This is a genomic window from Rhizobium mulingense (assembly GCF_029194105.1).
GTDB lineage: Bacteria > Pseudomonadota > Alphaproteobacteria > Rhizobiales > Rhizobiaceae > Rhizobium > Rhizobium mulingense.
In genome coordinates, this window is the sequence record NZ_JARFVE010000015.1 from 140384 (window position 1) to 155896 (window position 15513).

The 15513-nt window shown below is 61.5% G+C and carries 14 protein-coding genes and 2 pseudogenes; all 16 read left to right on the top strand.

Going from position 1 to position 15513, the window contains the following annotated elements:
• Positions 1–90 precede the first annotated feature (90 nt).
• The 16 genes and pseudogenes from PYR71_RS27290 to nuoF all read left to right on the top strand — a co-directional run bounded on the left by PYR71_RS27290 (position 91) and on the right by nuoF (position 15505).
• A complete protein-coding gene (locus PYR71_RS27290; protein WP_275621601.1) occupies positions 91–2409 on the top strand; it encodes a membrane-bound PQQ-dependent dehydrogenase, glucose/quinate/shikimate family in 2319 nt (772 codons plus the stop codon).
• 57 nt (positions 2410–2466) lie between these two features.
• Positions 2467–3039: pseudogene (locus tag PYR71_RS27295) on the top strand (adenylate/guanylate cyclase domain-containing protein); the annotation flags it as partial.
• A 17-nt stretch (positions 3040–3056) separates the two neighbouring features.
• A pseudogene (locus PYR71_RS27300) lies at positions 3057–3434 on the top strand (TOBE domain-containing protein); the annotation flags it as partial.
• 337 nt (positions 3435–3771) lie between these two features.
• Positions 3772–4272, top strand: a complete 501-nt coding sequence (locus PYR71_RS27305) for an NADH-quinone oxidoreductase subunit J (protein ID WP_275621602.1) — start codon at positions 3772–3774, stop codon at positions 4270–4272.
• Positions 4272–4574 carry an NADH-quinone oxidoreductase subunit NuoK gene (gene nuoK, locus PYR71_RS27310; protein WP_183920047.1) on the top strand — a complete coding sequence of 101 codons (303 nt, stop codon included), beginning with the start codon at positions 4272–4274 and terminating at the stop codon, positions 4572–4574. The genes PYR71_RS27305 and nuoK overlap by 1 nt, the downstream gene beginning before the upstream one ends.
• Positions 4575–4578: 4 nt before the next feature.
• Positions 4579–6042, top strand: a complete 1464-nt coding sequence (locus PYR71_RS27315; protein WP_275621603.1) for a monovalent cation/H+ antiporter subunit D family protein — start codon at positions 4579–4581, stop codon at positions 6040–6042.
• Complete coding sequence (locus PYR71_RS27320; RefSeq protein ID WP_183920051.1) at positions 6039–6293, top strand: hypothetical protein; 255 nt, start codon at positions 6039–6041, stop codon at positions 6291–6293. The genes PYR71_RS27315 and PYR71_RS27320 overlap by 4 nt, the downstream gene beginning before the upstream one ends.
• The gene (locus PYR71_RS27325) at positions 6286–8046 is read left to right on the top strand and encodes a Na(+)/H(+) antiporter subunit D (RefSeq protein WP_275621604.1); all 1761 of its coding nucleotides are present in this window, start codon (positions 6286–6288) and stop codon (positions 8044–8046) included. The genes PYR71_RS27320 and PYR71_RS27325 overlap by 8 nt, the downstream gene beginning before the upstream one ends.
• A gap of 8 nt (positions 8047–8054) precedes the next feature.
• On the top strand, positions 8055–9530 hold the full coding sequence (locus PYR71_RS27330) for an NADH-quinone oxidoreductase subunit M (protein WP_275621605.1): 1476 nt from the start codon (positions 8055–8057) through the stop codon (positions 9528–9530).
• Positions 9527–10966 (top strand): NADH-quinone oxidoreductase subunit N, encoded by a 1440-nt coding sequence (locus tag PYR71_RS27335; protein WP_275621606.1) that lies wholly within the window; start codon positions 9527–9529, stop codon positions 10964–10966. Before PYR71_RS27330 ends, PYR71_RS27335 begins: the two co-directional genes overlap by 4 nt.
• Positions 10967–11071: 105 nt before the next feature.
• The gene (locus PYR71_RS27340; RefSeq protein ID WP_097582071.1) at positions 11072–11437 is read left to right on the top strand and encodes an NADH-quinone oxidoreductase subunit A; all 366 of its coding nucleotides are present in this window, start codon (positions 11072–11074) and stop codon (positions 11435–11437) included.
• The gene (locus tag PYR71_RS27345) at positions 11425–11928 is read left to right on the top strand and encodes a NuoB/complex I 20 kDa subunit family protein (protein ID WP_003582024.1); all 504 of its coding nucleotides are present in this window, start codon (positions 11425–11427) and stop codon (positions 11926–11928) included. Before PYR71_RS27340 ends, PYR71_RS27345 begins: the two co-directional genes overlap by 13 nt.
• On the top strand, positions 11925–12461 hold the full coding sequence (locus tag PYR71_RS27350) for an NADH-quinone oxidoreductase subunit C (protein WP_275621607.1): 537 nt from the start codon (positions 11925–11927) through the stop codon (positions 12459–12461). The genes PYR71_RS27345 and PYR71_RS27350 overlap by 4 nt, the downstream gene beginning before the upstream one ends.
• A gap of 29 nt (positions 12462–12490) precedes the next feature.
• Positions 12491–13705 (top strand): NADH dehydrogenase (quinone) subunit D, encoded by a 1215-nt coding sequence (gene nuoD, locus PYR71_RS27355; RefSeq protein WP_275621608.1) that lies wholly within the window; start codon positions 12491–12493, stop codon positions 13703–13705.
• Positions 13706–13722: 17 nt separating this feature from the next.
• The gene (gene nuoE, locus PYR71_RS27360; protein ID WP_275621622.1) at positions 13723–14235 is read left to right on the top strand and encodes an NADH-quinone oxidoreductase subunit NuoE; all 513 of its coding nucleotides are present in this window, start codon (positions 13723–13725) and stop codon (positions 14233–14235) included.
• A gap of 4 nt (positions 14236–14239) precedes the next feature.
• Positions 14240–15505: an NADH-quinone oxidoreductase subunit NuoF gene (gene nuoF, locus PYR71_RS27365; protein WP_183920065.1), complete on the top strand. Its 1266-nt coding sequence runs from the start codon at positions 14240–14242 to the stop codon at positions 15503–15505.
• Positions 15506–15513 lie beyond the last annotated feature (8 nt).

Here is a 15513-nt window from a genome sequence, read left to right on the forward strand (position 1 = left end):
CACAACCCAATCGCCCTGCACTTTCCGCGGCGCCATGCGACGGTTGGAGTTGGACCAGGCGATCGGGCAGCGAATTCAAATGAGGAAACCATGAAATTTTTGGCCAGGCTGTTTTTTATTGTTCTCGCCTTTATCGGATTGGGCCTGATAGGAGGCGGCGCCCTGCTGCTCAGCCTCGGTGGCTCGCCCTATTACGCGATCGGCGGGGTTGCCTATCTGGCTGCCGCGCTTCTGCTGTGGCGCCGGCAGATGTCTGGCGCCCTCATTGTCCTGCTTGTCGCAGTTCTCACCCTTCCCTGGGCACTATGGGAGTCGGGTTTCAATTTTTGGGCGCTCTTTGCGCGTTTGATGTCCCCCATCGCACTGGCGGGCTTTGCACTTCTCTTTGCGCCGTCGCTGTCGCCAACCGCCAACCGGAAGCTCTTTTACAGCGGCACTTTGCTTGCGGCGATCCTGCTCGCGGCGGGGTTCAGCCTTGCTTTCACGCCGCATGGGCTGATCCGCCCTTCCGCCGATATCCCCGCCTATAAGACTGCCAAGGGCAACAACTCCCCCTCTGACTGGACATCCTATGGCCGCAGCACGGCCGGGGATCGCTACTCCCCATTCGATCAGATCAACCGCGGCAATGTTGCCAAGCTCGATCTTGCCTGGACATATCGCACCGGGAAAAGCGATGGCGCCGACCAGAACACGCCGCTGCAGATCGGCGACACGATCTACACCTGCACGCCGACGGACGTGATCGCAGCGCTTGACGCAGATACGGGCAAACCGCGCTGGACCTTCGATCCGAAGGCGGCGGCGCCGTACTGGCAGCGCTGCCGCGGCCTCGGTTACTACAAGATGCCATCGGAGGCCCAATCAGCCGACGGTCTTTGCAATGAGCGTCTGGTGCAGACGACGATCGATGCCCGCCTCCTGGAGATCGACAGCAAGACCGGCGCGTTCTGCAAGGGCTTCGGAGACAATGGCACCGTGCGGCTTTCCCAGGGCATGGGTGAAGTCAAGTCAGGTTATTATTTCCAGACATCGGCGCCGCTGATTGCCCGTAATCTGATCGTCGTCGGAGGCTGGGTCATCGACAATCAGGAGGTTGGAGAACCCTCGGGCGTCATCCGCGCCTTCAATGTCGTCACCGGCGACCTCGAATGGGCATGGGATCTCGGCAATCTCGAGATCACCAAACTCCCGCCGGAGGGCCAGACCTATACGCGGGCCACGCCGAACATGTGGACGACTGCGGCATTCGACGACAAGCTCGGCCTCATCTATGCACCGCTCGGCAATACCACCCCGGATTATTACGGCGTCAATCGCCCGGCTTTCGCCGATCAATACAATGCCACTTTGGTGGCGCTCGATGTCACGACGGGACGGGAGAGATGGAAGTTCCAGACCGTGCATCACGATATCTGGGACTATGACCTGCCGGCCCAGCCGGTTCTGCTCGACCTGCCCGATGGCAATGGCGCCACCGTGCCGGCTCTCCTACAGACCACCAAACGCGGGCAGCTTTTCCTGCTCAACCGTCAGAGCGGTGTACCCCTTGCCGAGGTTCAGGAGAGACCAGTGCCGCAGGAAGGCGGCGCACCGGAAGAGAAGCTGTCTCCGACGCAACCCTATTCCGTCGGCATGCCGACGATCGGTGCGGAACGGGTGACGGAGCAGACGGCTTGGGGACTGACGATGTTCGATCAGTTGGCATGCCGCATCGCCTTTCGAAAAATGCGCTACGACGGCGATTTCACCCCGATCGGCCCGCAATATGCGATCCAGCAGCCGGGAAATCTTGGCGGCCTCAATTGGGGGAGCGTGTCGGTCGACCTGCCCAACAACCGGGTCTTCCTGAACGATATTCGCGTGCCCAGCCTCTTCGCACTCATTCCCCGCGGGGAGTATGTCGATTTTGCCCTAACCACGACCGCTCACGGCCCCTCCGCCCCGCAGCGCGGCACGCCTTACGGCATGGCCACCGAAATGTGGACCTCGAGACTCCGCGTTCCCTGCACGCAGCCGCCCTTCGGCACCGTCACAGCCGTGGATCTGAACACACGCAAGATCGCATGGCAGGTCCCGGCCGGGACCGCCGAACAGCTCGGGCCGTTTAAGATCAAAACCAATCTGCCGATGCCGATGGGCCTGCCGAGTTATGCCGGCACGTCGGCGACCGCCGGCGGCGTCGTCTTCTTTGCCGGCTTCCAGGATTATTACATCCGCGCCTACGACGCCGAGAACGGCGATGAGCTCTGGAAATATCCCCTACCGGTCGGCTCGAGCGCCACGCCCATGACCTACGTCTCGCCGAAAACCGGCAAGCAATATGTGGTGATCTCGGTTGGCGGAGCGCCATATTCCAAGGACAACGGCGATTACGTGTTCGCCTTTTCTCTAAAAGACGAAGATTAGCGCCGCTGCCGGTCACACTGTGCTATTTTGGTCCGATGAGGAACTGAGGCTACGAGCGTGACGCGAAAACTGGCGGCGATCCTGGTCGCGGATGTAGTTGGCTAAAGCCGTCTCGCCGGTGCGGACGAGGATCGCATCCTGGCGCGGCTGAGAACCCTGCGCAGCGACCTGGTCGATCCGACGATCGCCGTGCACAATGGCCGTATCGTCAAGCGCACCGGCGATCGAAGCCTCATCGAGTTTCGCAGCGCCGTCGACGCCGTGCGCTGCGCGATCGAGGTGCCGACGGCGATGGTCGAGCGCAATATCGGCGTGCCTCCGGAGCATCGCATCGAGTTCCGGGTCGGGATCCATCTGGGAGATGTTGTCGAGGAGAACGACGGCGACCTGATGGGCGACGGCGTCAACATCGCCGCGCGATTGGAGGGAGTTGCTCAGCCCGGTGCCATCTGCCTCTCCGAACATGTCTACCGCCAGGTGAGAGCGCGGCTTGAATGTGCCGTGACTGATCTCGGCAAAGTCCCTCTCACCCTGGACACGCTTTGCGATGTCACCGGAATTGCCGAACCAGAAGTCAATCTTGGTCTTATCGGCGGCGGCAGCGGGACCAGCAAGAATCGCTGTAGCGAGAAGGGCGCCGACGGCGCGGCGCTCCGCCGATGAACCTGCTGAAGGCGACAGTGCGCGATGGCCGGCTGGCGATTGCAGGTTCCGATGCCAGCCTGCCCCTGCCGGCCCGCTTCGCCGAAGCCGCCGTCAATGGCCGCGAACTCGTCCTCGGCATCCGCCCCGAGGCCCTTCGCACGGACGGCGCCGGCCCGTCGCTCAAGGCAACCCTGGAGGTCGCCGAGCTGACCGGCCCAGAACTCGTCGTCACCGCCCTTGCCGGAAATCAGCGGCTGATGGCCTGTTTGCCGCCGCGCACGCCGATCCGCTACGACGAAACGCTCACCCTCTTCTTCGACGAGGAGGCGATGCATCTCCTCGATCCGCAAACCGGCCTCAGCTGTCTTCGCGAGGGATAAGGACGATACGTACTTCGCGGACGCACCAAGCTGCAGGACGCTATTGCCTACACAAGGAAATAGCACGACACGTCCGATCGATGCCTCTCGGTCGGCCGGGACCGCCTGGTTCTCGCGGCTACGCTAGATCGCCCGCTCGCTATGGCGCTATCGAACGCGCGCGTCGCGAGTGGTCTTCGCCACATCGGGCTGGCCCGGTTTCGCTCCGCCGATGACAATAACCTTGTGAAAAAGCTCATACTAGGGCACAATTTATGAACGCATCTGAAGTTGCGGCACGATCTCATAGCCGGCCGTCTCGCGCCGAGTGACAGTTCGCGCCGGAGGGGCGGCGTCGATGGATCAGGGGTTCTTTCTTCTGTTCGCTACGGTGTCCGTGATCACCGCTCTGACGGTGGTCCTGGCGCGGAATCCGGTTCACAGCGCATTGGCGTTGATGGCGTGTTTCCTTAGTATCTCGGCCATCTTCGTCTTGCTCGAGGCGCCGTTCCTCGCGGTCATCCAGATCTTTGTCTATGTCGGCGCGATCATGGTCCTGTTCCTGTTCGTGATCATGATGATCGATGTGCGCGAAGCGGTGTTGCAGCGGTTCTTGCCGGGCGGCAACCTTCCGGCTCTGGTGCTGGTCGTTCTGCTTGGCGTCGAGATGCTTGTGCTGGTGCTCTGGAGTGACCGCTTTTCGGTCATCCAACCTGTCGCCATACCCGGCGGCGATCAGATCAGACAGCTCAGCACGACGCTTTTCGCCGACTATCTCCTGCCGTTCGAAATCGCCTCCGTGATCCTTTTGGCGGCCCTGGTCGGCGCCATCGTGCTGGCGCGGAAGGAGCCGGAGTGATGGTTCCGCTCTGGTGGTATATTGTGCTTGGAGTGGTCCTGTTCGTGATCGGAGCGGCGGGCGTACTGATCCGGCGCAACATTCTGGTGGTGCTCATGTCGCTGGAGCTGTTGCTCAACTCGGTCAACATCAACTTCATCGCTTTCGGGCATTACTACGCCGATTTTCGCGGGCAGATCTTCGCGATCTTCGTCATCGCAATCACCGCGGCGGAGGTTGCGGTCGCCCTCGGTATCCTGGTCGCCCTCGTGAGGAACAAGTCCACCCTCAAGGTCGACGACGTGACCATGATGAAAGGATAGCGGTTTGGACCCGGTGATATCGATCCGGCCGCTGCTTGCCGTTGCCGTCGCAGGTCTGGCGGCCCTTGCGATTCTCCTTCTGGACAACCGCGAGAAACTCCGCGATGTCGTCTCCCCGTTGGCCGCAATCGCCATGTTCGCGATTGTCGCCTCGATGGCGCCCACCGTGCTGGCGGGCCGGACGATCGATTTGCGCCTGTTCGAGATCCTGCCGGGGATTGACTTCGCTTTTCGGGTCGACGCGCTCGGCATGGTGTTTGCCACCGTCTCGTCGCTGCTGTGGATCGTGGCTGCGATTTATTCCATCGGCTACATGCGGCACTTGCACGAGCACGCGCAGACCCGGTTCTTCGCCTGCTTCGCCAGCAGTCTGGCCGCCGCCGCAGGGGGCGCCTTCGCCGCCAATCTGTTTACGCTGGTGATCTTCTACGAGGTGCTCAGTCTCGTTACCTATCCCCTCGTGTACCACCACGAGGACGAGCAAGGATGGACGGGCAGCCGCAAGTACCTCGTCTATCTGATGGGCGCGTCGAAAAGCGTGCTGCTCGCCGCGTTGGCGCTGACCTACCACATTGCCGGGTCGCTCGACTTTGTGACGGGCGGGCTGCTGGCGGGAGCTGATGCCTCCGCGCTGCTGCTGACGGTCGTGTATTTCTGCTATCTCTTTGGCTTCGCCAAGGCCGCGGTAATGCCGATGCACGCCTGGCTGCCTGCCGCGATGGTGGCTCCGACACCGGTCAGCGCGCTCCTGCATGCGGTGGCCGTGGTCAAGATGGGCGTGTTCTGCGTGCTGCGAGTGGTCTTCCATGTCTTCGGCGTCGAACTGGTGGGGAAGCTGGGCCTCGGTATCGCCACGGCCTATCTGGTTTCGTTCACGATCCTCATGGCGTCGGTCTACGCCCTCACGCGGGACGACCTGAAGGCGAGGCTCGCCTATTCGACCGTCAGCCAACTCTCCTACATCGTGCTGGGCGCGGTTCTGTTGTCGCCGGTCGCGATGGTCGGCGGCATCATTCACATCGCGGCGCATGCGTTCTCCAAAATCACGCTCTTTTTCTGCGCGGGTTCAATCTATTGCGCATCTGGCAAGCGCAACATCAGCGATATGGCTGGGATCGGCCGAAGGCTGCCCTGGACGATGGGGGCGTTCTTCGTCGGTTCGCTCAGCATGATCGGGGTGCCGCTGACCGCGGGCTTCGTCAGCAAGTGGTATCTGGTACGGGGTTCGGTGGAGGCGGGGGAAATCCCATTCCTGATCGTGCTCCTCATAAGTTCGGTCCTGAATGCCGCCTATTTCCTGCCAATCAGCTATCTCGCCTTTTTCGGGACTGAGGCACAGGAGAGCCCCGCGACGGTTCGGGAAATTCCGATGGTCACGATCCCGCTGGTCGCAACCGCCATCCTGTCGGTGCTGATGGGCATTTTCCCTGGCTATTTTCTCACCTTGGCGGACGGAGTGGTCAGATGATCAAGCGCGTGGTCGATTTCTTCGGCGCCGAAGAATATGCGCATCAGCGGCGCCGGCTGTTCTATCTGGCGCTCGTTCTTATCGTCATCGCCGACTTTCTAGTTCCCCGCGAACACGCCGAATACCTGTGGGACCACCTGCCGGGCTGGTCGGCTGTCTACGGCTTCGGCTCCTGCGTGCTTCTCATCTTCGTTTCCAAGTTTCTCGGCCATCGGGCTGGGCTGATGCGGCGCGAGGACTACTATGACTGAATTCATCCATCCGGCCCTGCTCTTCATTCTCGGCGCTCTGCCGATCCCGTTCCTCAGAGGATCGATCCGCAAGGCTTATCTGCTGCTGATCCCGGCGTTGGCGATCCTCGCCGTGGTCACGATGCAGCCGGACAACTACGGCGCGGCGTCGTTCCTGGGGCAGCAAATTCAGATCGCGAAGGTCGACAAGCTGAGCAGCGTCTTTGCCACGGTTTTCACCATCATGGCTCTGATCGGAACGGTCTACGCGCTGCACTTGCCTCGCCCCGGCCAGCACGTCGCTGCGTTCGTCTACGTCGGGAGCGCGCTCGGCGTGGTATTCGCCGGCGACTACCTGACGCTATACCTGTTCTGGGAAGGCATGGCGTTTGCCTCTGCCTATCTAGTCTTCGCACAGGGCGGCCGGCAAGCGATCAGCGCCGGGTTTCGGTATCTCATGGTTCATATCACGGGCGGCGTCGTCCTGCTTGGCGGAATCATTCTCTACGGGCTTTCAACAGGCTCGCTACTCCTAGGCCCGATCGAGGGGGGGATGGGCGCCGGCGCCTACCTGATCCTTGCCGGGTTCCTTCTGAACGCCGCCGTGCCGCCGCTCAACGCCTGGCTGACCGACGCTTACCCTGAGGCAACAGTCACCGGGGCGGTATTCATGAGCGCCTTCACCACCAAGACCGCCGTGTATGTGCTGGCGCGCGCGTTTCCGGGAACCGAGCTTCTCGTTTGGCTCGGCACCGCGATGGCGCTTTACGGCGTCATCTATGCAGTACTGGAGAACGACTGCCGGCGCCTGTTGGCCTATCACATCGTCAGCCAGGTGGGGTATATGGTGGCGGGCGTCGGCATCGGGACCGAGATGGCTGTCAACGGCGCCACCAGCCATGCCTTCGCGCATATCCTCTACAAGGCGCTTCTGTTTATGGGTGCTGGGGCGGTGATCTACGTCACCGGCCGTCGCAAGCTCACAGAGCTTGGCGGGCTCTACAAGACCATGCCGCTGACAGTGGCGCTCTACATGGTCGGCGCCTTCGCGATCTCGGCATTTCCCTTCTTCTCCGGCTTCGTCACCAAATCGATGGTGATCGCCGCTGCCGGACAGGATCATCGGGCGCTGGTGGTGCTGGCGCTGACAATGGCATCGTCGGGGACCTTCCTGCACACGGGCTTGAAGCTGCCGTATTACATGTTTTTCGGCACGGACCGGAAACTGGAGGCGCGGGAGCCGCCGCGCAACATGCTGGTCGCGATGGGAATGGCGGCGGTGCTTTGCATTGCGATCGGAGTGTTCCCGCAGCCGCTTTATGCGCTTCTCCCCTATCCGGTCGACTTCGAACCTTACACTGGCCTCCATGTCACGGAGAGCCTCGGCGTGCTGATGTTCACTGCCTTCGGGTTCGTGCTGTTCCTGCGGGCGCTCGACCCGGAGAACACCATCAGCATCGACACCGACTGGTTCTATCGCAAGGGCGCGCGGGTCTTCATGTGGCTCGCCGAACGACCGCTGGCGCGCTACGAGAAGGCGGTGAGCGACGTGTCCGAAACCGGGGCGCTGCCCCTGCTGTATGGAGCGGCACGGGCGGGACTGCGGATCGATCTCACCGGGGTGGACGCTGTCGTGAACGGCGTTGCCCGCTCGATCCTGCGCGGCGGCGGGCGGCTCCGGCGACTCCAGACCGGCGTCGTGACCCATTACGTGCTGGCGATGATCGTCGGTGTGATCGCGGCCACCGCCATCTTCGCCGTGGCGTGGCGGTAGGGGGTCACATGGGGTTACCGCTACTCAGCCTCATCGTATTCACACCCGTCGCCGGGGCAGCGGTTCTGATGGTTCTGCGCAGCGACGCTGCGGTGCGATGGATGGCGCTGGGTGTCACCGTCCTCGACCTCGCTCTCTGCATCGCTATGTTGGCCGGTTTTGACACTACGACCCACGCGATGCAGTTCACCGAGACGCGCCCGTGGGTTCCTGCGCTCGGGATCACCTATGCGCTTGGAATTGACGGAATCAGTGCCCTCTTCGTTTTCTTGACCGCGCTGCTGGGCTCGACCTGCGTGCTAGCCTCGTGGGTCGCGATCGATCGCAAGGTGAAGGAATTCATGGTCAGTTTGCTGGCCATGGAGGCGCTGATGCTGGGGGTTTTCTGCGCACTCGACCTGTTCTTGTTTTACGTCTTCTGGGAGGCGATGCTGATCCCGATGTACCTGATCATCGGCGTCTGGGGCGGCGACGGCCGGGTCTATGCGGCTTTCAAGTTCTTCCTTTACACGCTGGCAGGCAGCGTCCTGTTCCTGGTCGGCGTCATCGTGCTCTATTTCAACGGCGGCGAGACCTTCGACATTCTCGCTCTGACAGCACAGGATTTGCCGTTCCGGGTCCAGTCGTGGCTGTTTTTCGCTTTCCTGGTCGCCTTCGCGGTCAAGGTGCCGATGGTGCCGGTCCATACCTGGCTGCCGGACGCCCATGTGCAGGCGCCGACAGCGGGCAGCATCATCCTCGCCGGAGTGCTGCTGAAGATGGGCGCCTACGGCTTCCTGCGGTTCTCGCTGCCGATGCTGCCGGAGGCGTCGGTGTATTATTCAACCCTGATGCTTTCGCTTTCGGCACTTGCGATCGTCTATGGCGGGTTGCTTGCGCTGGCGCAGGATGACCTCAAGAAGCTGGTGGCCTATTCCAGCATCAGCCACATGGGCTTCGTGACGATGGGGATTTTCGCGCTGAACCTCCGCGGGCTCGAGGGCGGCATCCTGCAAATGTTCAATCATGGCGTGACGACGGGCGCGTTGTTCCTGTTTGTCGGCCTGATCTACGAGCGGACCCACACCCGCAGCATCGCCGATTATGGTGGGCTGATGAAGGCAGCACCAGTCTATACCGCGTTTCTTGCCTTGTTCATCCTGTCGTCGATGGCGCTGCCGGGAACGAATTCGTTCGTGGGAGAGTTGCTCGTGCTATCTGGCGGGTTTGCGGCCAACCTGGCCGTCGGCGCGGCCGCCGTTCTGGGCGCATTGCTTGGCGCGGCCTATCTGCTCGGCATGTATGGGAAGGTCGCGCTTGGTCCGGCGAGTGTCAGTGCCCGATTTAAGATACGTGACGTAAACGCCCGCGAGATCGCTGCGATCCTGTCGCTGACCGTCTTCGTGCTCTGGGTCGGGCTCTATCCAAAACCTTTTCTCAACATCATCGATGCCTCGGCGAAACATCTCCTCGCGCAGGTGCACGGTGAGGAGAGTAGCCAATGACCGCCGCTGCTCTTCTCCAGTCGGTCCTTGCGAGCCTGCCCGAGATCATCGTGGTCACGGCGGCCTGCATCCTGCTGATTCTGGGACAGTTTGTGCAAAAGAGACAGGAACATTTCCTTGTCTGGGCTTCCGTTGCCATCGTACTGATTGCCGCCTTGGCGACACTCATGCTGGCGGGCGAGGCTCGGCCGGCCTACACGGGCATGTTCGTCGCCGACCGCTTCGCGGTCTTCTTTAAGTTCGTGTTCTATTTAGCCACCGTCCTGACATTCCTCCTCTCACGAAAATATGCGGATATCGAAGGGATCGGCAGCAGCGAATACTATGTCCTGCTGCTCTTCGCGCTTTCGGGAATGATGATCATGGCGTCGGCCACCGATCTCATGTCGATCTATGTGGGCCTCGAACTGGTGGTGCTCTGTACCTATGTGCTGACCGGCTTCCTGCGGCGAGAGCGGCGGTCGAACGAAGCGGCGCTGAAATATGTGATCCTTGGCGCGGTCTCGACCGGGATTTTCCTTTACGGCGTTTCGCTGGTCTACGGGCTGACCGGCACCACACAACTGGACGCGATGGCTGCAGCGGTGACCGGCAATCCGCTCGATCCCGGATTGCTGCTAGCGGTAGTCTTCATTGTCGCGGGGCTGGTCTTCAAGGTCGGCGCGGTGCCGTTCCATATGTGGGTTCCGGACGTCTACGAAGGCGCGCCGACGACGATCACCGCGTTCATGTCGGTCGGCCCCAAGGCGGCGGGGTTCGCGGTCATCCTGCGGGTGTTCCTCAACCCTCTGGTCGCAGCTTCAGACGTCTGGATCATCGTCGCGGTCATTGCGGTGGTGACGATGGCGCTTGGCAGCTTCGTGGCGCTGGTCCAGGACAATTTCAAGCGCCTCCTGGCCTACTCCAGCATCGCCCATGCAGGCTTCGCCATTTTCGGCGTGGCCGCTGGCGGCGCCGATGGGATCGCCAGCGTGATGCTCTATCTGCTGATCTACGCGTTCATGAATCTCGGCATTTTCGGCACCGTCATCATGATGCGGAACGGCGATTTTTCGGGCGAGGTCATCGACGACTATGCGGGTTTCGCCAAGTCACATCCGGGGCTGGCGCTTCTAATGCTGCTCTATCTCTTCTCGCTGGCCGGTATTCCGCCGACGGCCGGGTTCTTCGCCAAATTTTACGTGCTGGTCGCCCTCGTCGAGCGTGGTTTCGTCATGCTGGCTGTTATCGCAGTACTGCTCAGCGCCGTCGCCGCCTATTTCTACATCCGCATCGTGATGGTGATCTACATGCGCGAGCCGAAGAGAGCGTTCGCCCCGGCGCTGACCCCTTTGGTGGGCGCGACACTCGCCGTCACCGCTGCCGGCACCATCGGCATCGGCCTATTTCCGTCGTGGTTTCTAAAGCTTGCCCAAGAGTCGGTCTTTGGCGGGTGAGCGATTGGATTTGCAATGATCACACCGACGGAATAGACTTGAAGGCAGAGGAAGGATTGCCCAAGTCGCGCCGCGGCGTGGTCGATGGGCGACCGGTGCAGTGATATGACTGCAATGGAATTTTTGCCGGTTCTTTTCATGGTCGCCGGAGTCGTTCTGGTGGCGGGGGTGACGTTGTTCGTCTCCTCGCTGCTGCGCCCATCCAATCCTTATCCCGCCAAGAACATGCCCTATGAATGCGGCATGGACGCAGCGGGCGAGGCGGCGGCGGGCCGCTTCAGGGTGCCGTTCTTTATCCTCGCGATCCTGCTGGTCGTTTTCGATGTCGAAGCGATGTTTCTCTTTCCCTGGGCCGTCGTCCTGAAAGAGATCGGCCTGGTCGGCTATATCGAGATGTTCGTCTTCATATTGCTGCTTCTCGTGGGTTTCGCCTACGCCTGGCTGAAAGGAGCGCTTGAATGGGAGGCGTAAACAACGCGATCCGCGACAGCGTGCTGTTCACTACGGCCGACAGCATCATCAGTTGGAGCCGAAGATCGGCGCTGTGGCCGGAGACCTTCGGCATTGCCTGCTGCGCCATCGAGATGATCTCCGCCGGTTGCGCCCGCTACGATCTCGACCGGTTCGGCGTGGTGTTCCGCCCTTCGCCGAGACAATCCGACGTCATGATCATCGCCGGCACAGTGACCCGGAAATTCGCGCCCGTCGTGCGGCGGCTCTATGACCAGATGCCGGAACCGCGCTGGGTGATCGCCATGGGCACCTGCGCTATTTCGGGCGGGGTCTACAACACCTACGCCGTGGTGCAGGGATCGGAGACCTTCGTGCCCGTCGATGTGCATGTGCCTGGCTGTCCGCCCCGGCCTGAGGCGCTGATGCATGGCTTCCTCCTGCTTCAAGAAAAGATCAAGAGGTCGCGGGCGCTCGCCGGAACACCTCTGGATCGGGTTATAGCGTCATGAGTGCGGAGCCGCCCCTCAATCGCGCTCCGATCATGGAGCGCTTCGGAGAAACCATCGAGGACCTCGGCACTGCGCACGGCATCGACGCCTTTGCCGTCCCGCCCGAGAGGATCGTCGAGTTCTGCCGGTTCCTGAAAGAGCATCCGGCGCTGCAATTCAATTTCCTCTCCGACATTTGCGGGGTCGATCATTATCCCGAAACGCCGCGGTTCGAGGCGGTCTACCATCTCTATTCGCTGCCCAATAGGTGGCGGGTCCGCATCAAGTGCCCCCTTGGCGATCCTCCTGAAGTGCCTTCGGTCACGGGAGTCTGGCGCACCGCCAACTGGCATGAGCGTGAGGCCTGGGACATGTATGGCATCAGCTTCGCGGGACATCCCGATCTGCGCCGGATCTATATGTGGGAAGGCTTCGAGGGCTTTCCCCAGCGCAAGGATTTCCCCCTCAGGGGGTATAAGGACAAGTTGAACCCCTTCGGTGCCGAAGGTCCGCCGCCAACGCAGCCCGACCTTGCCACCAGGGACATTCCGTAAGGGAGGCCGTTCTACGCCGGAACGTTGAGATGACCGAAGTCACCGAGCTCAGCAGGCCTGAGGGCGAAGCGCTCAATACCAGGGAAGTGCTTCTCAATCTCGGTCCGCAGCACCCCAGCACCCATGGGGTTCTTCGGCTCGTCCTCGAACTGGACGGCGAGTTCGTCGAGCGCGTCGATCCGCATATCGGCTACCTCCATCGCGGCACCGAAAAACTGGCGGAGAGCTTCACCTATACCCAGATTTTCCCGCTGACGGACCGGCTCGACTATCTCTGTCCGCCCTCGAACAACCTCGCTTTCGCGCTGGCGGTGGAGAAACTCCTCGGCATAGAAGCACCGATCCGGGCGCAATATATCCGCGTGATGATGGCCGAGCTGGCACGGATCTCCGGTCACCTCCTGATCACGGGCGCTTTGCCGATGGATCTCGGCGCCATGACCGCGTTGCTTTACGTCATGCGCGAACGTGAAATGATCATGGACCTCCTGGAAATGATCACCGGTGCGCGCATGCACACCTCGTTCTGCCGGGTCGGCGGAGTACGCGAGGACCTGCCTGACGGATTCTTCCCCAAGATCCAGGAGTTTTGCGACATCTTTCCGAACCGGATTCGCGACTATGAGCGACTGCTCGAAGATAACCGGGTGTTTCTCAATCGCACGAAGGGGATCGGCGTGATCTCCGCCGAGGATGCCGTCGATCTCGGCCTCAGCGGCCCGAATCTGCGTGCTTCCGGTGTCGACTGGGACATCCGGCGCGATGAGCCCTACGAAATCTACGACCGGCTCGATTTCAACGTCATCACCCGTCACGAAGGCGATTGCTATGCACGCTGGCGATGCCGCGTCGACGAGATGCGCGAAAGCATAGGGATCATCGAACAATGCATCGACCAGATGCCTGAGGGGCCGTTCCAGATCGATATGCCGACAATCGCCTTCCCGCTGGATAAGGATCGGGTGCACTGCTCGATGGAGGCGCTGATCCAGCATTTCGACCTGTCGGCCTACGGCTTCAAGGTGCCGAAGGGCGAGGTCTATTCGGCGATCGAGGCCCCAAAGGGCGAGCTTGGCTTTTACATCATCAGTGACGGCTCGCCAAAACCGTTCCGCATGAAGGTGCGGGCACCCTCGTTCGTCAATCTTCAGGCCCTCTTCGGGGTCAGCAACGCCCGCTATCTGGCGGACATGATCGCCGTGCTCGGCAGCCTCGACCCCGTAATGGCGGAGGTGGACAAGTAGCAGAGGATTTGGACGTGATGACCCTGCGCGAAAAGATCGAAGAGGCGGCGGCGCGGTATCCCGACCAGCGCTCGGCGATCATGCCCGCGCTTCGGATCGCGCAGACGGAGCACGGCCATTTGCCTGGTCCGGTGCTGGAGGAGGTCGCCAACATTCTCGGAGTCGAGCGGATCTGGGTCTACGAGCTGGCGACCTTCTACACACTCTTCCATACCGAACCGGTAGGCATGTTCCATCTGCAGCTTTGCGACAACGTCTCCTGCATGCTGTGCAGATCCGAGGACCTGCTGAGGCATCTGGAAGAGGTCCTCGGGATCAAGAAGGGCGAAACCACCCCAGACCTGCTGTTCACGCTTTCGACCGTCGAATGCCTCGGCGCCTGCGAGATGGCTCCAGTGATGCAGGTTGGTGATGACTATCACGGCGACCTCGACATCGCGCGCATCGACGCGCTTCTCGACAGGTTGCGAACGGAGGCGGGGCAAGCGACTGGTGCCGATCTCGCCTCAGCAGCACCGCCGGGAGAATAGCGTCATGTTCGAACCGATCCTCCTCAAGAATGTCGATGTTCGGGATGGCCATCTGCTCTCCACCTTCGAGGCCGGCGGAGGCTACCAGGCTCTGGCCAAGGTGCTGTGCGAAAACACGCCTGACGAGGTTATCGACCTCGTCAAGCGGTCCAACCTACGCGGTCGCGGCGGTGCCGGATTCCCAACGGGCATGAAATGGGGTTTCGTGCCGAAGCGGACCGGCAAGCCGACATATCTGTGCTGCAACGCCGATGAGGGCGAGCCGGGCACGTTCAAGGATCGGATCATCATGGAGCGCGACCCGCATCAACTGATCGAGGGGTTGGCGGTAAGTGCATACGCGATTGGGGCCGAAACCGCCTATGTCTACATTCGCGGAGAATATGTGACGGCGATCCGTCGTCTGGAGCAGGCGATCGCCGAGGCCCAAGCAAAGGGTTATCTCGGAAAGCGCATTCTGGGCTCGGATTTCAATTTCACCATACACATCCACTGCGGCGCCGGCGCCTATATCTGCGGCGAAGAGACTGCGATGCTCGAGTCGCTCGAGGGCAAACGGGCGCAGCCGCGATTGAAGCCGCCATTTCCGGCCGTGGCTGGGCTCTACGCAAGCCCGACAGTGATCAACAACGTCGAAACGCTCGCTTGCGTGCCGCATATCGTTACGCGGGGGTCGGACTGGTTTCGGGGCATCGGTCCGGACAAGAGCCCCGGGCCGAAGCTCTACTGCCTCAGTGGGCAGGTGCGCAAACCCGGCCTCTATGAGTTGCCGATGGGCATACCGCTGCGCGAACTGGTCGAGAACCACGCCGGCGGCGTGCTGCCGGGCCGCAAAATCAAGGCGGTCATCCCGGGCGGGGTCTCAGCGCCGGTCATACCGGAGCACGGGCTGGAGGTCGGGATGGATTTCGACTCGCTGGCCGCCGCCGGCTCGATGCTCGGCTCGGCTGGCGTTATTGTGATCGACGACTCGACCTGCATGGTCAAGGTCGCGACCCGGATCATCGAATTCTTCCATCATGAGTCCTGCGGCAAGTGCACGCCATGCCGGGAAGGATTGAACTGGGTCGTGAAGGTCCTGCGCCGGGTCGAGGCCGGCGAAGGTGCTGCCGGCGATCTGGAGCAGCTGGAGATGCTCTGCAAGGGCATTTTCGGCAATACGTTTTGTGCCTTGGGTGACGGGGCGGCGATGGGATTGCGGGCTGCACTCGCGCATTTTCGCGCTGAGTTCGTCGCCCATATCGAGGAGCACCGGTGCCCCTTTCACTGAAGGCCTGC